Source organism: Acrocarpospora macrocephala (assembly GCF_009687865.1).
GTDB lineage: Bacteria > Actinomycetota > Actinomycetes > Streptosporangiales > Streptosporangiaceae > Acrocarpospora > Acrocarpospora macrocephala.
This window is the reverse complement of record NZ_BLAE01000018.1, coordinates 122,871-142,358: the sequence shown is the minus strand read 5'-3', so window position 1 is coordinate 142,358 and position 19,488 is coordinate 122,871. Positions and strand designations below refer to the sequence as shown.

General features: G+C 70.0%; 14 protein-coding genes. 9 read left to right on the top strand and 5 right to left on the bottom strand.

The genetic code is table 11. The annotated features are described in order from the left end of the window. Nucleotides 1-2,520: LamG-like jellyroll fold domain-containing protein (locus Amac_RS17750; RefSeq protein WP_170322540.1), on the bottom strand; the 2,520-nt coding region annotated here is incomplete at its 3' end. A gap of 911 nt (nt 2,521-3,431) precedes the next feature. Between Amac_RS17750 and Amac_RS57950 the strand changes: the two genes are divergently transcribed. Together Amac_RS57950 and Amac_RS17740 are read left to right on the top strand one after the other, a co-directional pair. Continuing rightward, nucleotides 3,432-3,770, top strand: coding sequence for a DUF6879 family protein (locus Amac_RS57950; RefSeq protein WP_373869824.1), 339 nt, complete (start codon nt 3,432-3,434; stop codon nt 3,768-3,770). 199 nt (nt 3,771-3,969) lie between these two features. Beyond that, complete coding sequence (locus Amac_RS17740) at nt 3,970-4,398, top strand: hypothetical protein (protein ID WP_155355489.1); 429 nt, start codon at nt 3,970-3,972, stop codon at nt 4,396-4,398. Here Amac_RS17740 and Amac_RS17735 read toward each other — a convergent pair. Beyond that, nucleotides 4,365-5,174, bottom strand: coding sequence for a PP2C family protein-serine/threonine phosphatase (locus tag Amac_RS17735; RefSeq protein WP_155355488.1), 810 nt, complete (start codon nt 5,172-5,174; stop codon nt 4,365-4,367). The two genes, Amac_RS17740 and Amac_RS17735, sit on opposite strands and share 34 nt — an antisense overlap. A gap of 61 nt (nt 5,175-5,235) precedes the next feature. Here Amac_RS17735 and Amac_RS17730 point away from each other — a divergent pair, with 61 nt between their 5' ends. Genes Amac_RS17730 through Amac_RS17705 form a run of 6 tightly spaced genes read left to right on the top strand, consistent with a single transcriptional unit; the run spans nt 5,236 to nt 12,790 of the window. Then, the gene (locus Amac_RS17730; RefSeq protein ID WP_155355487.1) at nt 5,236-6,954 is read left to right on the top strand and encodes an HsdM family class I SAM-dependent methyltransferase; all 1,719 of its coding nucleotides are present in this window, start codon (nt 5,236-5,238) and stop codon (nt 6,952-6,954) included. Between the two features lie 9 nt (nt 6,955-6,963). Continuing rightward, entirely contained in the window at nt 6,964-7,851 is an 888-nt protein-coding gene (locus tag Amac_RS17725; protein WP_155355486.1) for a serine/threonine-protein kinase, read from the top strand. A 9-nt stretch (nt 7,852-7,860) separates the two neighbouring features. After that, nucleotides 7,861-8,490 (top strand): DALR anticodon-binding domain-containing protein, encoded by a 630-nt coding sequence (locus Amac_RS17720; protein ID WP_155355485.1) that lies wholly within the window; start codon nt 7,861-7,863, stop codon nt 8,488-8,490. 59 nt (nt 8,491-8,549) lie between these two features. After that, nucleotides 8,550-9,932 (top strand): diaminopimelate decarboxylase, encoded by a 1,383-nt coding sequence (lysA, locus tag Amac_RS17715; protein ID WP_155355484.1) that lies wholly within the window; start codon nt 8,550-8,552, stop codon nt 9,930-9,932. Next, nucleotides 9,929-11,218, top strand: a complete 1,290-nt coding sequence (locus Amac_RS17710; RefSeq protein ID WP_246268417.1) for a homoserine dehydrogenase — start codon at nt 9,929-9,931, stop codon at nt 11,216-11,218. Before lysA ends, Amac_RS17710 begins: the two co-directional genes overlap by 4 nt. Before the next feature lie 54 nt (nt 11,219-11,272). Next, on the top strand, nt 11,273-12,790 hold the full coding sequence (locus Amac_RS17705) for a glycosyltransferase family 39 protein (protein ID WP_218041140.1): 1,518 nt from the start codon (nt 11,273-11,275) through the stop codon (nt 12,788-12,790). On the opposite strand, the gene Amac_RS17700 is transcribed toward Amac_RS17705, so the two are convergent. Together Amac_RS17700 and Amac_RS17695 are read right to left on the bottom strand one after the other, a co-directional pair. After that, nucleotides 12,771-14,420, bottom strand: a complete 1,650-nt coding sequence (locus Amac_RS17700) for an asparagine synthase-related protein (RefSeq protein ID WP_246268436.1) — start codon at nt 14,418-14,420, stop codon at nt 12,771-12,773. The two genes, Amac_RS17705 and Amac_RS17700, sit on opposite strands and share 20 nt — an antisense overlap. Nucleotides 14,421-14,469: 49 nt before the next feature. After that, nucleotides 14,470-16,119 carry an asparagine synthase-related protein gene (locus tag Amac_RS17695; protein WP_155355481.1) on the bottom strand — a complete coding sequence of 550 codons (1,650 nt, stop codon included), beginning with the start codon at nt 16,117-16,119 and terminating at the stop codon, nt 14,470-14,472. 70 nt (nt 16,120-16,189) lie between these two features. Here Amac_RS17695 and Amac_RS57340 point away from each other — a divergent pair, with 70 nt between their 5' ends. After that, nucleotides 16,190-18,124 carry a CgeB family protein gene (locus tag Amac_RS57340; RefSeq protein WP_155355480.1) on the top strand — a complete coding sequence of 645 codons (1,935 nt, stop codon included), beginning with the start codon at nt 16,190-16,192 and terminating at the stop codon, nt 18,122-18,124. Here Amac_RS57340 and Amac_RS17685 read toward each other — a convergent pair. Continuing rightward, nucleotides 18,062-19,480, bottom strand: coding sequence for a hypothetical protein (locus Amac_RS17685; protein ID WP_174900181.1), 1,419 nt, complete (start codon nt 19,478-19,480; stop codon nt 18,062-18,064). The two genes, Amac_RS57340 and Amac_RS17685, sit on opposite strands and share 63 nt — an antisense overlap. Nucleotides 19,481-19,488 lie beyond the last annotated feature (8 nt).

The following is a 19,488-nucleotide window of genomic DNA, read 5'->3' as shown; positions in this document are numbered from 1 at the left end:
GGTGTCGGCGCTGTAATGGACGTAGAGGATGTCGCCGCTTCCGGCGTCCACGCCCAGGTAGAAGGGGGCGCGGGTGGTGCCGTTCTGTTGCGCGAGTTGGTACCAGCCGGCCCTGTCGTTGAGCTTGAGCCATCCCGCGACCGTGTAGCTCTGGTCAGTGCGCAGCGCGGGACCCGCCGCCGTGGCTGCTATCCCCCCGGCCTTGGTGAGAGATCGGCCGAACTTGCCGGGACCCCAGGTGGCGGACGGGTGCAAGGTTGCTGTCTGGCCCTGTCCGGCGGCGTCGGCGGTGAACGTTCCCGTGCCCTCGTCCATCGGCCAGTAGCCACGCAGGTTGACCAGGCGGCCGATCTGGGTGGCGGTCAGCGCCTTCTGGTAGAGGCGGACGTCGTCGATTGATCCGTTGATGTGGGTGCCGATCGTGGTGGGACCGGTGGCGTTCCAGCTGGCGGGGACGCCGGTGGTGGTGCCGAGGAGGCTTCCGTTGAGGTAGACCGATAGTCGTCCGGCGGTGGCGTCGTAGACTCCGGCCAGGTGGAACCATTGGCCGACGGGGGCATCCACGCCGGAGTACACGCCGTACTGCGTGGGACTGGCGGTGTCGGCGCTGTAATGGACGTAGAGGATGTCGCCGCTTCCGGCGTCCACGCCCAGGTAGAAGGGGGCGCGGGTGGTGCCGTTCTGTTGCGCGAGTTGGTACCAGCCGGCCCGGTCGTTGAGCTTGAGCCATCCGGCGACCGTGTAGCTCTGGTCAGTGCGCAGGACGGGCGTGGTCGCCATGGCCACCGACCCCGCCGGGGTTCGGGTGACGGCGCCGCCGAACCGGCCAGGGCCGCGGGTGGCCAGGCTAGAGATCAGCGCATCGTGGCCGTGGCCCGAGGTGTCCAGAGCGGTCGTGCCGGACGGCTCGTCCAGCCGCCAGTGCGCCGCCGCCTGCGTGTCGCCTCCGCCAGGCGGGGGCGGAGTGGGTGTCGGTGTCGGCGTCGGTTCGGGCGCGCCGAGGGCAGTGGTCGGGTCCGCGATGGAGACCAGGTAGTCGAGCTTCTTCCCGTCCAGCGCCGTGGTCGAGTAGTTGATCTTCACGTCGGTGGTGCGGGAGATCGCGTCGTTGCCGACGATCGAGTCGATCGACTCCCCGGTGACGGTCGGGATCTCCGGCGGCAGCAGGTACGTCACACTGAGCATGGCCGGACTCTGGCCGGACTCCACCGAGTCGAACGACCAGTACTGGGTCACTCGGGGGTTGGGGTCGTCCGGCCAGGTCGAGCGCGGGTCCTCGTTCGATTTCAGCTCGACCCCGTGGTTGGGCGTCCCGGCCGCCCAGGTGCGGGCCATCTCGGTCACGTTGATGGAGTTGGTGATAATCCCGGAATCACAGGACGGCTGAGTGGTCACTGCGCCCGTGCTGGTCGTCGGCGGGCGGGTGTTCCAGGACAGGCCGGTGGTGCTCCATGCCGAGGTGATCGCCGAGGCCGTGATGACCGCGTCGGTGCACGGACCCGTGTAGTAGCCGACCAGCTGGATGCTCGCCGAGTCGATGTACTTGCCGAGGTACTCGCTGGAGTCCTGGAACTTCACGTACCCGCGTACGAACTGCGGGAAGATCTTGTTGGTCGAGGTGCACACGCTGCCCTGGCACTGGCGCTCCTGCGCCCAGTACGTCCCGGTGCCCACGTTGAAGACTTCGCCGGTGGAGTTGGCCGTGTTGTTCACGTGCTCCACCCAGGCGTCGGTGGTCGCGGTCAGCGAGACGACCGGGTCCACGGTAACCGGGTAGGTGGTGTTCTTGTCGGCCAGGAAAGCCGGGTCCGGCCGGACCACCAGCACTCGACCCCCGCCCTCGCCCCGGGCGAGCTTCAGGTCGATGCGGCCACGATGGGCGATGCCGCTCTTCGGGTCGCTGCTGGGGGCCTCCTCGACATACGGCGTGGCTGCGGAGGCCACCGTCTTGCCCTTGTTGTCGGTGAGCTTCAGGCCCCCGCCCTTGGCCTCGGCCAGGTCCAGGCCCTCGGTGGTGATGGGCAACCGGTACTCCACCGGCCCCGACGGCCGCTGCCGGATGACGACGTCATGCCGGAAACCCCCAGCCAGCGCGGTGACCACGACGTCCGCGCCCGGTCCCGCCGCGTCCGGGTAGATCGCCTTGTTGCCGTCGAGCCGTGGCTGGGGGAGCCGGTCCTGCCAGTCGAGGGCGAAACGCTGCCCGTCGCGTTCCATGGACGCCAGGAAAGGGCTGTCGCCCCCACCGAGCTCGACCTCGGCGACGGCCACCTTAGGGCGAACCCGGTCGCCGTCGGCCACCAGAGTGGTGTCCACCCAGCGGAATGAACCGTCCGCCTGCTTCACCCGCGCCTGCCCGGCGAAGGACTGGGTGGTGAGCTTTCCGTCCGGGTACGCCCAGGTCCAACTGGATTCCGTGCCGACCGCTGTCACTTCGATGGGTTTGTTCTGCTCCCTCGCGGCAGCGATGGCCTGCCGTAATGCGAGGTCGGGATCCTCCGGTCTGGGGAATTGCGTCACCGGCGGCTGCGGTTGCACCGGTGCTGGAGTCGGTGTTATTTCTTCCGCAGATGCCGGAGATACTGTGAGTAGCGATGCGATGACCCCGGCGACCATTAATAGTCGTATTTTGACGGACATTCTCACATGCGCCCCGTTCGTGTCGATGATCACGTCCAGGTGTTTTCATATCATTTAATCTTCCATCCTGATAGTGGTCGGTTTTGATGGCTCGCAGGACGAGGGCGCCTGCGCGATGGCTGCCATACGGATCTGGAGGTGCCTGGGTACTCTCCGTAGTCCTGATAGCGCGTAGGTGGCGGCTCCCCATAATTAGGCCTCTGGCCAGAGCTTCCCGTCAGGGATTCTTTGTTCGTCGGACGATCTTGTGATTTTGCTAACACCTCGGCTAATGGCGGACCCTCTCGATGAGAACTAAAAATGTCGCGATTTTAGGGCCTGGGTCGAATATTCGGTTGCATATCCGATGTTGGTGATGGGTGGGGGAAGTGGTTCCCTATTCGTTCGGACCTGATCGAATCCTGAGTGGCGATGCCTTGTCATGATGGGTATAGGATCACTAGTTGTTGGGCCAATGTCAGCCGGTGTCGCATAAGGATTCGTGCTATCTGGCGAGCCTGCTGACAAAAGGCTGGTAGTAATTCCGTTTCATGCTCATCACGGCGAAGTCGGATATGCCGGGCGCGTGATCTTCTTGATGTGTCTCGTGGTGACCGGATGGCCACTGCGGAATATCGTTACGATTTCGCTGAGGACTTCTGGGCTATCAGACAAGATGATTTCTGGAAGCTAGAACTCGCCAAGCCTTTCAATAACGCGGCGATGGGCAGCTGGGAAGCCAGGGGGACTGGAGAAAGGCGCTCCAGCTGCTCGACCAGCGGCGCGAGTCGCTTCGAGGCTAGTACGAGCGCATCGCTCGGGCGGAGTTCCGCACCTGGCGTGTCCGGGTAGTTGAAGAACCGGGTTACTCCATATCTTCGATAGAACACCGCCTCCTCCGGCTCCGGCACGAATACGGCGGGCTCGTCCGGCTCGTGGGTCCGGATGCCGTCCGGCCGTTGGAAGTGATGGGCGCGTTGCCGGAAGTGGTAATCCTGGGGCCGGATGTCACGCACGAGGTCCGCTATGACGAGCGGGGCGTTGCTTGCTGGTGGAGTCCGATACATCAACTCGGGTTGGCTACACGCTGGCGGGCACCGATCGCGGGACTTACGCGATCAGCGAGGACATTACTCCTTCTTCGAACGTAGCCACGGCTTGCTCGATCTCCCATGTTGAGGAGCGAGCCCTTCCATTGAAGCTGGCCTCCTGTCGGCGTCCGGCTGTCACTGAGGAAGCGTGGCGGTCCAGAAGGCCGGGTTCTGCGCGCGCTTGAGGTGCCAATCAGCGCGATCCCGCTAGAACTCGAAGACCGCGCGGCTCTATTTCGTTCACGGCTCGCCGGGCAACGTGCTGATCGTGCTGTGCAACGCGGTGAGCGAGGCCCAGGTGCATCCGCTGCTTCCAGGCATCGACAGCTGCCTGGTGGTCGTGATGAGCCGGAGCTGGATGTCCAGGCTAGTGGCTCGCGACGGGGCCAACCGCGTCCGGGTCGACATGCTCGTGGAAGCGGAGTCGCTGGACCTGATCAGGAATGTGACCGCCGACTACCGGAAAGAGGACTCGCCGGAGGACCTGGCCGAGCCGGTCAGGCTGTGCGGCAGGTTTTCCCTGGCGTTGCGCATCGCAGGCGAGCGGGCGGCCAGCCGGCCGTGGATGCCGTCATACAAGCTGGTGGTTGACCTGCCCTTGCGCCCTCGCCGTCGTACAGAGAATGCTGAACCGAATGACGGGCCCTCTGTGAGTCAAAGGCGGGCCGAGTCAGGGGTTGGGTCTTGATCGGAGGAAGCGGCGCCGACCATGATGGGGTGCTCGTCTTCGGTGCAGTCGGCGGGCATTTCGACCACGTCGGCGACGACGCAGGTGATGTTGTCGGGGCCGCCGCCCCGGTTGGCGAGGTCGACGAGGGTGCGCGCGACGGTGTCGAGGTCGGCGACGGAGGTGAGAATCTCGTGGATCGTGTCCGGCGACACGACGGCGGGCAGGCCGTCCGAGCAGAGCAGGTAGCGGTCGCCGGGGTAGGCCCCGCGCGAGGACATGTCGGGGTTCACGTTGCCGGTGCTCTCCAGCGCGCGCATCAGCATCGACCGTCGCGGATGCTCGGCCGCCTGCTCCGGCGTCATCCGGCCGTCGTCCACCAGGGACTGCACCAGCGTGTGGTCGTGGGTGATCTGGTACAGCACGCCGTCGCGCAGCATGTAGCCGCGCGAGTCGCCGACATGGGCCAGCGCGAAGCCCTGGCCGTTCCACAGCATGGCGGTCAGCGTGGTGCCCATGCCGTTCATCGCGGGGTCGGCCTCCGCCATGCTCTTCAGCGTCTGGGCGGCGGCGTGCACCGCGGCCTCCAGCGCGGCGATCGGCTCGCCGTCCATGGGCAGCCCGGACAGCACTCGGATCGCGGTGGCCCCGGCGACGGCGCCGTGCGGGTGGCCGCCCATGCCGTCGGCGAGGGCGAGCAGCCGCCCGCTCGCGTAGGCCGAGTCCTCGTTCTTCTGGCGGCGCTGCCCGACATCGGATCGGGCGGCGTACCGGAGTCCCAGCGTGCTGTGTTTCATATGCACAGTAAAACATTGGTTGAAGCACTTCACAAGTAGGCATGTCGTGTAGAGTGATGACGTGACTTACGTGAACGCTGGCGACATCGCCCGGCTGGCCGATGTCGGCCGGGCCGCGGTGAGCAACTGGCGTCGCCGTCATGAGGACTTCCCGCAGCCTGTCGGCGGGACCACCGCGAGCCCGCTGTTCTCGCTCGCCGAGGTCGAGGAGTGGCTGCGGCGCAACGGCAAGCCGTACGAGCTGTCGCCGGGGGATCTGGCCTGGCAGCGGTTGCGGGCGTCCGGGGATGATCTGCGCCTGGGGGAGCTGGTCGCGGCGGCGGGGGACTTCCTGGAAGGACGTCCGTCCGGGTTGCGGCCCGGGGTCACCGACTTACTCGCGGAACTCGCCGACGAGCGGGGGACGCGGGACGCCTTCGAGTTCCTGTGCGAGCGGTATGTCGAGGCGCACTCCCGGCAGCTGGCGGTCACGCCCGCCGAGCTGGCCGAGCTGATGATCCGGCTGTCCGGCGGCGGCACGCTGCTCGACCCCGCGTGCGGGATCGGGACGCTGCTGCTGGGCGCGAAGGCGGCCCGGGGCCAGGAGCTGTCCGGCTCCTCGGCCAGGATCGCGCAGATCCGGCTGCGCATGCGCGGCGTGGACGGCCGCGTGGTGGCGGGGGATTCGCTCCGCCAGGACGGTTTCCCCGGCGAGCGCGTCGACGCGGTCGTCTGCGATCCGCCGTTCAACGAGCGCGCCTGGGGCCATGACGAGCTGGCCGGGGATCCGCGCTGGGAGTATGGCCTGCCGCCGCGCGGCGAGCCGGAGCTGGCCTGGGTGCAGCACTGCCTGGCTCGGGTCCGGCCCGGCGGGACCGTGGTGATCCTGATGCCGCCCGCCGCGGCCTCCCGCCGCCCCGGTCGCCGGATCCGCGCCAACCTGCTCAGAGGCGGCGCCCTGCGGGCGGTGATCGCCATCGGCGGCGGCGACCTGTGGGTGCTGCGCCGCCCGGAGAGCGGGGAACGCCCGCCCGCCCAGGTGCTCATGTTCAACGGCGAGCTGTCCGGCGTGTGGCCCGCCTGGCTGGAGTTCCAGCGTGATCCGCAGGGCGTGCGCATCATCGACCTGCTCGACGACGAGGTGGACGTCAGCCCGCTGCGCTTCGACCGGCGCGGCACGCCCGCGGAGTTCATCGCCGAGCAGGAGGGCTTCCGGGCGTCGGCGAGCAGCCTGACCGGGCCGGATCTGGCCGTGCTCGACGAGCCCAGGGATCTGAACATGACCACGGTGGGGGAACTGGCCAAGGCCGGGCTGCTGGCCGTGCACCATTCGGCGATGAAGCCAGGAGAGGTGGCCGACCAGGGCGAGGTGCCGGTGCTGTCCGGCGACGACGTGCTGCTCGGCGGCGTCCCCTCCGGGCGGACGGGGTCGGCGGCCGGGCAGATCGTGATCGAGGCCGGGGACGTGGTGACCACGCCCACCGGGACGGTCCGGGTGATCGCGGAGAGCGGCGCGGTGCTCGGGCCCCAGCTCACCCTCTACCGGCTGGATCCGGCCCGGCTGGACTCCGACTTCCTGGCCGGTTTCCTGCGCGCCGGCGGCGGGCACAGCCGGGGAACCAGCCGCCTGGACGCCCGCCGGACCCGGGTGCCGCGGCTTTCGCTGCCGGAACAGCGGCCGTACGGGGCGGCGTTCCGGCGGCTCGCGGAACTGGACGACGCGCTGCGGGCCACCACCAGGCGGGGCGAGCGGCTCATCCGGCTGGGCTTGGACGGTCTAGCCAGCGGACATCTCCTCTAAAGTAGCCGCATGGTCATCGCTGACCGATACGAGCTTGACGACCTCCCCCTCGGTCAGGGTGGTATGGGCGCCGTGTACGGCGGCCACGACAAGCATCTCGACCGGAAGGTCGCGGTCAAGTTCCTCCGGCTGCCCGGCGGGCCCGACGAGGAGCTGGAGCGGCGTTTCATCCGGGAGGCGCGCATCCTGGCCCGGCTGGACCATCCGGGCGCGCCCGTCCTGTACGACTTCGGCACGCACGAGCAGCGGCTCTTCCAGGTGATGCAGTTCATCGACGGCGTCACCGTGGCCGACGTGGTCAGCGAGCACGGGCCGCTGCCGGTGGCCTGGGCCGCCGCGATCGCCGCGCAGGCGTGCGCCGTCCTGTCGGCCGCCCACGCGCTCGCCATCTGCCACCGCGACCTCAAGCCGACCAATCTGATGTTGTGCCCGGACGGCACGGTCAAGGTCCTCGACTTCGGCCTGGCCATCCTGCGCGAGGCCGACGGCGCCCAGTTCACCAGGACCGGGCAGATTCTCGGCACCCCCGCGTACATGGCTCCCGAGCAGATCAAACGCGGCGTCGCCGGACCGCGCAGCGACCTGTACGCCCTGGGCTGCGTGCTGCACGAGATGCTCACCGGGCGGCAACTGTTCACCGGCACGACCGACTACGTCGTCTTCGAACGCCAGGTCAAAGAGCGCCCGCCGCCCGTTCCCGGCGTCCCTCCGGCGCTCGCCGACCTCATCGAAGCCCTGCTGGAGAAGGAACCCGAACGCCGCCCTGCGGACGCCAACACCCTTTACCAGCTGCTCCAGACCTTCGCCGTGGACCTGCCCGCGCTGCCGGGCTTCCTCGATCCCGTCCCGGCCCCAGGCCGGATGTACGCCCGCGTGGTCGGCCGTGTTCCCGGCTAAAGTCCTCCGGTGACCCCTGACCGGCTTGGCGCGCTCCTCGGCTACCCTCCCACCCCGGTGGGCACTTGGGCGGAGGCGGCCAGATACATCTCGCCCTTGGCACGGGCCGGGGTCTCCGTCGAGGACCTGCGCGCGGCGGACGGGATCGCGGACGTCGAGATCCAGCCGAGCGGGCTGCTGCTGGTGACGGTGACGCTTCCCGGTGAGCACGTCGCGGAGCTCGAAGAGCTGCCCCACCTGGCTTCGTGCACGTGGCCCGACCGTCCACGGACATGGGACAACCCCGGATTTGTCGTGAAATATGCGTATTCGCGGGCGGTTGCGGTGGCGCGGTGGGGGGCGCAGCTTGAGGTGCCGATGATCGGGTTCCGGCCGGAGTTGCTGGATGGCGTGGAGGATCGGGGGGTGCTGCGGATGCTGGCCGAGTTGCCCAGTCGCCGGAGCAGCCGCGATCCGCGCTGGGAGGCGTTCGCGGAACGGCTGGCAGGGGCGTACCACGACGCGCATGAGCGGGCCCCGGCGACTCCGGTCGGCGACGAGCCCGCCGGGGAGGTGCACACCGCGCGGCTCTGGCTGGCCCGCGCCGTGCGGGTCGTGCTGGGGGCGCTGTCGGCGGAGGTTCCGCCCGACCGGATGTAGCGTCTCGGCACCTGGGCAACCGTCTCATCCGGGGTGGGGAGTCCGATAACCTCGTTCAGGTGAGTCGATTCGCCCATCCGGCCGGTGACAGGCACGCCGAGCAGCTGCCTGACGAACGCCCGCCGCACGCCCCCGCCGACCTGAACGCCCTCACCCCGGCGCTCTGGCCGCGAACGTCCGAGCGAATCGACGGCGCGATCACGATCGGCGGCGTGGACGTCCGCGACCTGGTGGCCGAATACGGCAGCCCGCTCCTCGTGATGGACGAGGAGGACTTCCGGTCCCGCTGCCGCGACTACCGCGCCTCCTTCCACGACGGCGACGTGCACTACGCGGGCAAGGCGTTCCTGTGCCGCGAGGTGGCCCGCTGGATCATGCAGGAGGGCCTCGGCCTGGACGTGTGCAGCGCGGGCGAGCTCGCCGTGGCGCTCAGCGTCGGCTTCCCGCCCGAGCGCATCACCCTGCACGGCAACAACAAGTCGGTGGCCGAGCTGGAACGTGCCGTCGTCACCGGGGTCGGGCACATCGTGGCCGACTCCTTCGAGGAGATCGCCCGCCTCGGCTACCTGGCCGACAAGCACGGCGTGCGCCCCAAGGTGATGATCCGGGTGACGGTCGGTGTGGAGGCGCACACCCACGAGTTCATCGCCACCTCCCACGACGACCAGAAGTTCGGCCTCTCGCTGAGCAGCGGCGCGGCGGCCGAGGCGGTCCGCCGGGTGCTGGCGCTGCCCTCACTGGAACTGGTCGGCCTGCACTCGCACATCGGCTCCCAGATCAGCGAGACCGCCGGTTTCGAGGTGGCCGCCCGGCGGCTGGCCGGCCTGCTCGCCCAGATCAAGCAGGAGCACGGGGTCGTGCTGCCCGAACTCGACCTCGGCGGCGGCTACGGCATCCCGTATGTGGACGGCGACGACGCCCCCGACATCAAGCTGATCGCCGAGAGCCTGCGCGAGATCGTGGCGCACGTCTGCGCCTCCGCCGGGCTGCCGCTGCCCCGCCTCACCGTCGAACCCGGCCGCTCGATCACCGGCCTGGCCGGAATCACGCTGTACGAGGTGGGCACGGTCAAGGACGTCGAGGGCCTGCGCACCTACGTCAGCGTCGACGGCGGCATGAGCGACAACATCCGCACCGCGCTGTACGGCGCCGAATACACCGCCCGCCTGGCCTCCAGATCCAGCGAGGCGGCCCCGATGCTGTCCCGCCTGGTCGGCAAGCACTGCGAGAGCGGCGACATGGTCATCCGCGACCTCTACCTCCCGGCCGACCTGGCCCCCGGCGACCTGATCGCCGTCGCGGGCACCGGGGCGTACTGCCGCTCGCTCGCCAACAACTACAACTATCTGCCCAAGCCCGCGGTGGTCGCGGTGTCCGGCGGCCAGGCCCGCGTGATCGTCCAGCGCGAGACCGAGGAAGACCTGCTGAGGGGGCAGTTGTGAGCGAACCGCTGAAGGTCGCCCTGCTGGGGTGTGGCGTGGTCGGCTCCCAGGTGGTGCGGCTGCTCACCGAGCAGGCCGACGACCTGGCGGCCCGGGTGGGCGCGCCGCTGGAGCTGGCCGGGGTGGCCGTGCGCAAACTGGGCCGAAAACGTGACGTGGCAGTGCCCGAGTCGCTGCTCACCACCGACGCGCACGCCCTGGTCACCCGCGACGACATCGACATCGTGGTAGAGGTGATCGGCGGCATCGAACCGGCCAGGTCGCTCATCCTGGCCGCGATGGCGGGCGGCAAGTCCGTGGTCACCGCCAACAAGGCGCTGCTGGCCGAGGACGGCGCCACCGTGCACGCCGCCAACCGGGCCGACCTCTACTTCGAGGCCGCGGTCGCCGGGGCGATCCCGCTGATCCGGCCGCTGCGCGAGTCGCTGGCGGGGGATCGGGTGCACCGGGTGCTCGGCATCGTCAACGGCACCACCAACTACATCCTCGACAAGATGGACTCCACCGGCGCGTCCTTCACCGACGCCCTGGAGGAGGCGCAGTCCCTCGGCTACGCCGAGGCCGACCCGACCGCCGACATCGAGGGCTTCGACGCCGCCGCCAAGGCCGCCATCCTGGCCGGCATCGCCTTCCACACCCGCGTGACCGCGGCGGACGTGCACCGCGAGGGCATCACCGAGATCTCCGCCGCCGACGTCGCCTCGGCCAAGGCGATGGGCTACGTGATCAAACTGCTGGCGATCTGCGCCCGCTCCGACGACGGCCGCTCGGTCGGCGTCCGGGTGCATCCTGCGATGATCCCGAGGTCGCATCCGCTGGCCGGGGTGCGGGAGGCGTACAACGCGGTGTTCGTGGAGGCGGAGTCGGCCGGTCGCCTGATGTTCTACGGCGCCGGCGCCGGCGGGGCGCCCACCGCGTCGGCGGTGCTGGGCGACCTGGTCGCGGTGGCCCGCAATCGTCTGGCCGGCACCCGCGGGCCGTCCGAGTCGGTGTACGCCGACCTCGCCGTGCATCCGGTCGGGGAGACGGTCACGCGGTATCACGTGTCGCTCGACGTGGCCGACAAGCCGGGCGTCCTGGCCACCGTGGCCGACGTGTTCGCCCAGCAGGACGTGTCGATCCAGACGGTCCGGCAGGAGGGCCGGGGAGACGACGCGCAGCTCGTGCTCGTCACGCACCGGGCCAGCGACGCGGCACTGTCGCTGACCGTGGAGCGGCTCCGCGACCTGGACATCGTCCGGGCGGTCGCCAGCGTCATGCGAGTAGAGGGCGACGAGGCGCCGTAGCGTTCCTTACGCGGACTTTATGCGGTTAGCACCAGAATCTCCGCGGTGCTATTGGTGCGGGAATCGCGAGCTGTGACGTGGGCGCTGGGTGTGGCACTGGCGATCGGCTGGGCCACCGTGCGGCTGACCCTGCTGCCGCCGCCCGTCCCTTCCGACCAGCTCACCTACCTGCTGGCCGCCCAGGAGTTCCCGTACGCTCCGGCGGTCGGCGAGTCCACGGTCCTGCACCAGTGGCTGCGCTACGGGCTGGTGTTGCCGGTCCGGCTGGCGATCGAGGTCTTCGGCTACTCCGAGGCGGCCTACTACGTGGTGCCGCTCTTCGCGGGCTTGCTGCTGCTGGTCGGAACCTACGTGCTGGGCTGCCAGTTCTTCGGGCGGACGGTGGGCATCGCCGCCGCGCTGCTGGTGTCGTTCAACACCCACGTGTTCGACAAGAGCGGGGATCTGCTGCCGGACCTGCTCGCCACCGCGCTGACCCTGTTCGCGCTGGCGCTGACGGTGGCGATCCGGCGCGGCGACCTCAGCCGTCCCCGCTTGGCGCTGGTGGTGATCGGGCTGCTGCTCGGCTGGAGCTACCTGGTGCGGGAGTTCATCGTCCTGCTCTGGCCGCTGATCCCGGCGCTGCTGTGGCGCCGGGTCAGCCTCCGCGACCTGCTCTTCCTCGGCCTGCCGCTGATCGGCGTGGTGGCGGCCGAGATGCTGCTGATGGCGATCGTCAGGGGGGACGCCCTGGCCAGGATCCACGCCACCGCGATCGCGGCCCAGGGCGAGGAGGAGCACATCGCGCGGACCTACCGCAACCGACCGGTCACCGAGTACCTGGACCGGCTGATCTTCCACCTCAACCGGGTCGAGGAGAAGCGCTGGCTGCTTCTGCTGCTGGGCGTCACGGTCGCGGGAGGCATCGTGCGGCCCAGGAAGCTCGGCTTCTTCCTGGGCTGGATCGCGCTGTTGTGGGTACCGCTGACGCTGCTCGGCGGCCTGGTGAATCCGGCGAGCCCGACCGTGAACCTGTGGGTGGAGCGGTACTGGTTCCCGATATTCCCGGCCTTCGTCCTCGGCGGCCTAGGCACGATCTGGCTGCTCGTACGGTGGGCGGTCGACCGCCTCACCAGCCGGCCGCCGGTGGCCAGGTACCTGGCCGGAGCGGTCGCGGGGACGGTCGGGTTCGCCGCCACCTGGACGGCCGCCACGGAGTGGACCACCTGGCCGAAGTCCGGTGGCCACCACCTGAGCCAGGCCAGGACCTGGCTGGCGGAGACGGCTGGCGCGCAGCACACGGTCTGGGGCGACAACGGGGTTGAGGTGCTGATGCGGGTCTACCGCAACGGCCCGTTCGGCGCGCCGGTCGTCACCAGCCGGATCGAACTCCTGTCCGAGGCGGAGCAGGCCCGGCCGGGTGACTACGTCATGTTGTACGACGCGGTGGACGGGAACATCTGCTCCATGTGCCCCACCCGTGCCTCCCGCGTCTTCGGCTCGCCGCTCAAGATCCCTGAGACGTGGCGGACGGCGTTCGAGACTCCGGATGGGGTTCTCCAGATCTACCAGGTCACGCCCTCACCTTCGTGACGTACGGCCATGGGCTGGGGACCAGCCGGGAGTCGTAGGCGGTGAGCCAGTCGGCGAGCAGGCTGGCCCATTGCAGTGGGTACAGCGTGGGGTTCCAGACGCCCTGCCGGTTGCGGATCTCCGGGTCGGTGAGTACCCGGCGGAGCTGGGGTCCGAAGGCGGTGACCACGCTGTCGTGTGCCAGGATCGCCTCGGTCATCCGGGCCAGCGCGGCCGGGCTGCTCTGTCGGCGGGCCTGGAGGGGCTTCTTCGGCCATGGATCGTTGGTGGAGGGTAGGGCGGCGCTCGTCGCGTGGGCGTGCCGCAGCATCGAGCGGTAGAGCGGGTCTCCGGTGGTTCTGGTCGTCAGGGGTAGCCGGGCAGCTGCCCGTAGGACGTCGGGGTGGGCGAATGGGAACCGCAGGTCGGTCTCGGGCTCGAACAGCCAGGTGGAAGCCTGGCGGGTGCCGAAGCCTAGGCGCGCGAACAGCGGCCACAGGTGATGCTCGCCGAGGGCGTCCGCGACTCGGTCAAAGGCGGGCCGGGAGGCCTCGGTGACCGATTCCGGCACTCCCGGCGCGAAGACGCCCTCGTGGGTGAATCGCGCCGAGGCCACGCGTTCCCACATGATCTGGCGCGCGGCGGCCGGGTCCGGTGCTGCGGCCACGTCGGTGTAGTAGTCCTTGGCGCGGAACAGCACGTCCCCGGCGAAGCCGTCCAGGACGAGGTCTCTGCGCTGGTGGGTCAGTCTGGCCATCGGCATCAGCCAGGTGTGCTGCCAGGACTGGTACTGCAGGCGCCGGCGGACCTCATGGTGTTCGGCCAGCCAGGCCTCGGGGCCGGGGATCACCGTGTGCTGGCGGATGCGCAGCGCGCGGGCGACCTCCGTCGCGTAGCCGGTGTCGTGCTCGGCGCCGTCGTCGTTGCTGGTGGTGAGGGCGTGCATGCGGTTGCGGGTGATGGTCCTGTTGAGGCCGGCCAGCAGGCGGGAGTCCCAGCCGCCGCTGAGGGTGACCGAGACCCGGCGCAGGCGGCGGCGGGGAAGGCAGGCGGCGATCGTCTCGACCAGAGCCTTCGGGGTGACCTCGGGGCCGGTCCGTTCGGTCAGCCAGGACGGCAGGAAGCCGACCTTCGAGGTCCTGCCGTCCGCGTACCGGTAGGCGGTGGCTGGTTCGGCCCTGCGGACCTCCTCGAACGGGGTCTGGTCGTCGAGCACCGCCGTGATCAGCAGGGCCGCCCAGGCCGCCCAGTCAACGTGTAATCGGCTGTCGTCCAGGTGCAGCAGCGGATCGATCCGTACGGAGAAGTACAGGGCCGCGCCGTGCGCTCTGAGGTAGATCTCCTGGAGGCCGAGACCGTCGGAGTGCAGCACCGGCACGCCGTTCTCCACGCACAGCCCGGCGGCCATGCGCTCCTCGGCGGCCTCCCGCCACGAGCCGGGCCTGCCGCCTTCGCTCACCGGAGACCAGAGGTAGCCATGCGCCGATCCTGCCGTCCACCGCTCAAGCTTCGCCGAGGACAATAAGATCGCGTTGGGCTCGCGGTGAATCGCGCTGAGCCCCCCGGGGGCGGCGTCGATCAGGCGATTCAGCACTTTCTCGTTCCACGGACCGATGGCTCCGCAGACGAACGGGCGAGCCCGGTATTGCATTGGCACGGGCGCGATTGTAGTTACGGGTGATCCATAAAGGCATATCTCGTTACGCAAACGGTGCCTTGGTTGGGGCGAGCCGGGAGTCGTACCTGTCGAGCCATTGGGCCAGCAGGCTTCCCCACTCCAGCGGGTACAGCGTGGGGTTCCACACCCCCTGCCGGTTCCTGACCTCCTCATCGTCCAGCACCCGCAGCAGCGACCACCCGAAGAACGGTCGCACCTCGTCCCGCGCGTTGATCGCCTGCGCCATCGTGGCGAGCGCGGCCGGGCTGGCCTGTCGGCGCGGGATCGGCGGATCCACCTTCGGCTGCGGGTCGTTGGTGGAAGGGAGCGTCGCGACCTGGGGGTTGGCCAGGGACATCATGGTCCGGTAAAGATCGTCGCTCTCGCCGCGCGCGCCCAGTGGCAGCCGCGCGGCCAGCGTCAGCACGTCCGGCTGGATGAACGGCAGCCGGACGTCGGTCTCCGGCCCGAACAGCAGGGACGGCGACATGCCGACGCTACGGGAGGCGAACCCGATCCGGGCGAACACCGGCCAGGCGTGGTGGCCCAGGAGCGGTTCCGCCACCCGGTCGAAAGCCGGGCGGGACAGCTCCGTGACCGCGCCGCGCACCCCGTCCGCGTACACGCCGTCGTGGGTGAACCGGGCCGCGATGACCTTGCTCCACATGATGTCGCGGCCGTGGGCCCGATCCCGGTCGATGTCGGCGTAGTAGCCCTTGTACCGGAACAGCACGTCCCCGCCGAAGCCGTCCAGCATGATGTCGTCCCGCTGGTGGGTCAGCTGGGCCAGCGGGTACAGCCAGGTGTGCTGCCACGACTGGTACTCCAGCCGCCGCCGCACCTCCGCGTGCGCCTCCAGCCACCCCTCCGGCCCGGGGATCACCGCCTCGTACGGCAGGCCCAGCGCCGCCGCCACCTGCTCCGAGAGCCGCAGGTCGTGCTCGAGCCCGTCGTCGTTGCTGGTCGACAGGGCGCGGGAGCGGTTCCTGGTCCGGCCCTTGAGCAGCATGGCCAGGAAACGGGAGTCCCAGCCGCCGCTGAGCGAGATCGAGACCCGGCGCAGCAGGCGGCGCGGAACGGCGGCGGCGACCACGTCCACCAGTTCGCCCGGGTCGGGCCGCTCCCCGGGCTCCACGTTCAGCCAGCCGGGCGTGAACGAGAGCGGCTGATGCCTGCCGTCCCGGAACGCGTGCGCGGTGGCGGGCCGGACCCGCCGGATCTCCTCGAATGGCGTCTGGTCGTCCAGGGCCGCCGTGACCAGCAGGTTGGCCCATGCGCTCCAGTCCACGTGCAGGCGTTGCTCGTCCAACCCGACCAGGGGGTCGATCCGGGAGGCGAAGTAGAGGCCGTCACCGATCCTGCGCAGGTAGAGCTCCTGCAGGCCGAGGGCGTCGGTGTGCAGGAGCGCCTCGTCCCTGCCGGTGAGGACCAGGCCCGCGGCCAGCCGGCGCTCGGCGGCGTCGGGCCAGGAGCGGGGGCGGCGGCCCGCCGCGCCTGGGGCCCAGCTGAAGCCGCGGCTGCCCGCAGCGGACCAGCGCTCGGGGGCGGCGGTGCTCCACAGCTCGGCGTGGGGTGTGCGGACCGCCCGGGTGAGCCCCTCCGGCGCCGCGGCGACTAACCGGGACAGCGCGGCGGCATCCCACCGGCCCAGGGCGCCGCAGACGAAGGGCCGAGCCCGGTACGAAATCTCCACTGAGCAATTGTAGTTATTCGATAGCCTTCAGGTCTGTTGAAGCGGCTTTGCGGAAAGGTTGGTCACCAGCATGCCGGGCGGCGATGACGAGGCGGCGGAGCTGAGACGTCGGCTGGAACGCGAGATCTACCGCGCCGACTACGCCAAGTGGCAGCTCGAGTCGACCCGGCGGCGCCGGTGGTATCGCCTCGCCGCCGCCGGCGGCGCCGCCAGGAAGCGCCAGCTGCGGAACTCGGCCCGCATGGTGTTCGGGGCGTTGCGCCCCCTGCCGCCGCTGGCGCCCCCCACCCGGATCAGCATCCCGGCCCCGCCGCCGCGCCCGCCGGAGCCCGAGCCGAGCCTGCTGCCCGATATTCCGGAGATCGAGTTCCCGGCCGGGATGGTCAACCGTCCGGGCCTGCGGGTGGCCACCATCCTGGACACCTTCTCCGCGCTCGCGCTCTCCTACGAGTGGACCCAGATCGGGGATTTCGGCCCCGATGACTGGCGCGAGGTCCTGACCAGGGAGAAGCCCGACCTGCTCTTCGTGGAGTCGGCCTGGCGGGGCAACGACTTCCGGTGGCGCTTCCTGATCAGGACCGAGCCGAAGCAGCCCCTGATCGACCTGGTCGCCTGGTGCCGGGAGCAGGGCATCCCCACGGTCTTCTGGAACAAGGAGGATCCGCCGAACTACGACGTCTTCCTCAAGGCCGCGAAGCTGTTCGACCACGTCTTCACCGTGGACGAGGAGTGCCTCGCCCAGTATCGGGAGGATCTCGGGCACGACCGGGTCGGGCTGATGCCGTTCGGCGCCCAGCCGCGGATCCACAACCCGATCAGGGTGGACGGCCACGGCAGCCTGGAGGTGGTGTTCGCGGGCACCTACTTCGCCGCGCGCCACCCCGAGCGGCAGGAGCAGATGGACGCGGTCGTCGCCCCGGCCATCGACCACGGCCTGCACATTTACAGCCGCCGCGAGCCGGGGGACAAGCTGTACGACTTCCCGCCCGAGTACGTGCCCAGCATCGTCGGCATGCTGCCGTACGAGAAGATGCTGGCCGCGCAGAAGCTGTACAAGGTCATCCTGAACGTGAACACGGTGGTGGACTCGCCCACCATGTGCGCCCGCCGGGTCTTCGAGGTGTCCGCGACCGGGACCCCGCTCGTCTCCGGGTACGCCAAGGCCATCCGGGAGATCTTCGGCGAGCTGATCCCGATGTCCGGTGGCAGGGAGGAGACCCGGGCGCTGCTGCGCACCCTCCTGCGCAGCGCCGAGCTGAGGGACCGGGTGGGCCACCTGGCGATGCGCGAGGTGCTGACCGCGCACACCTACCGGCATCGCATCGACTCCGTGCTGCGCGAGCTGGGCCGGGACGTGCCTGAGCGGCGGCGGCCGGAGGTGACCGTGGTGGCGGCCGTGGACGGCCCGGCCCAGCTGGATCGGGTCGTCGCGTCGGTGGCGGCCCAGACGCTGCGGCCCACCCGGCTGGTGCTGGTGGCCTCCGGCCCGGACGAGGCAGCCCTCGGCCGGCGCGCGGCCCAAGCCGGGGTGGACCAGGTCCTCGTCCTGCCCGCCGGGCCCACCGATTCCGCTCGGCTGGTCCGCGAGGCGGCGGTCGGCGACTACATGGCCCCTTTCGCACCCACCGCCAGGTACGGCAGGCACTTCCTGGCCGACCTGCTCATGGCCTTCGACTACACCGAGGCCGGGATCGTCGGCAAACGGGCGTATTACACCCACCACACCCCCAGCGCCGCCAACCTGATCGTCAACCCCGCCGACGAACACCGGTACGTCAGCGATCTCAACCCGGCCGCGATGCTCGTGAGCACCCAGGCGCTCCGCGACCTGCCCGCCGGGGGAGAGGACCTTTTCGCCGACTGCGCGCAGGCCGGAATCCGGATCTACGCCGCCGACAGGTTCGGCTTCGTCGAGATCGACGACCTCGGCTCGGCCTGGGGCCTAGACCGGCAGGACGCGGCGCTCTCCTTCTACGGGCCCCCCGACGACCACGTCATGATCTGACCGTCGCACGGCCGCCAGCCCCGCCGCCAGGCAGAGCAGCGGCACTGCGGGCAGCACGTACCGATGGTCGAAGTCGGCGAGCATGGGCGGCGCGACCAGCAGCGCCACCCCGACCAGCCACGGGAAGAGGATCACGGCCCGCCGCCTGACCAGGACTCCGGCCAGCCCCGCCAGGAGAAGCAGGGCAAGGATCGGCCCGCGCAGAAAGACGTAGTCCTGATATTTCCGGATCAGGGAGGAGTACGGCGGCACGCTGTCGGTTCCCGGCATCGGGGCGTAGATCCGAGCGATCTCGGCCACGGTCACGCTCCCGGCGGAGTGCTCGGTCGGCAGCGGCAGGTCGGCCAGGTCGAACTCGTAGAAGCCGACCGTGTACGTGCCGGGATGCGGCTGCCGCACCCAGGAGAACGCCCGCGCCGTGTCCCGCGCCACCGCCCCCGCATAGTCCAGCGGCTGCCCGAAGATCGCCCGCAGCGCGAACCTGCGGCCCACGTCGTTGGTCTGCACGCTGAACAGGTCCCCCGGCGCTCGCTGGATGGGCGACCACTCGTTCCAGATCCACCGCGAGGCTGCGGGCCGCTCGGCGCGGATCTCCGGTGGCACGTTCTCCGGGCAGAGCACCGCCTCCTCCGGCGGCGGCTTCAGGACCGAACAGTCGGCGAAGGTCATCGTGCGCGACCAGAGGAAGACGCCGTCGGCCCGGCTGAGCGCGAACTGCCCGTGCGCGGCATGGAACCAGGTGGCGTACGCGACGAGCGGCACCGCCGCCGCCAGCAGGCCACAGGCGAGACCTCGCCACCCGGCCCGCCGTACCAGCAGGTAGGCGACGGCGAGGCCGAGCAGGGGCAGGCCCACCGTCCGGGTCACCGCGGCCAGGGAGAGCGTCAGGCACGCGGCGGCGGCCAGCGCCGGGGTGGGCACCGGCCGCCACAGGAGCATCGCGACCGCCGCGACCACCAGGAAGCCGAACAGCGTGTCCGACATGATCAGATGCTCCAGCTGCACCTGGTAGGCGTCGAAGAGCAGCGGCGTGGTGAGCAGGGCGGCCAGGGACTTGAGCACACCGGCGCGGCGGAGCAGCAGGTAGACCAGGACGGCCACGCCGAGCCCCAGCAGGTGCTGCACCGCCACCACGAGCGTGAAGGAGTGCCCCGGCATCAGCATCCTGAGCAGGAAGGAGTAGCCGACCGGCCGGGAGGCGAGCGGCTCCAGGTCGGCGGCGGCGCGGACGTAGACGTCGGTGTCGCCGCCGAACCAGAGGGCCGGCCGGAACCCCAGCATGGTGACGAGGCGCAGCGCCGCGCCACCGGCCAGCAGCACGACGAACAGCGGGTTGTCCCGGACGTGCCGCGCCATCGGAGGCT

Excerpts from the sequence above, each read along its gene's own strand:
- Amac_RS17685 (WP_174900181.1), bottom strand. The coding sequence starts at position 19,480 with ATGGCGCGGCACGTCCGGGACAACCCGCTGTTCGTCGTGCTGCTGGCC.
- Amac_RS17700 (WP_246268436.1), bottom strand. The coding sequence starts at position 14,420 with ATGCAATACCGGGCTCGCCCGTTCGTCTGCGGAGCCATCGGTCCGTGG.
- Amac_RS57340 (WP_155355480.1), top strand. The coding sequence starts at position 16,190 with ATGCCGGGCGGCGATGACGAGGCGGCGGAGCTGAGACGTCGGCTGGAA.
- Amac_RS17735 (WP_155355488.1), bottom strand. The coding sequence starts at position 5,174 with ATGAAACACAGCACGCTGGGACTCCGGTACGCCGCCCGATCCGATGTC.
- Amac_RS17725 (WP_155355486.1), top strand. The coding sequence starts at position 6,964 with ATGGTCATCGCTGACCGATACGAGCTTGACGACCTCCCCCTCGGTCAG.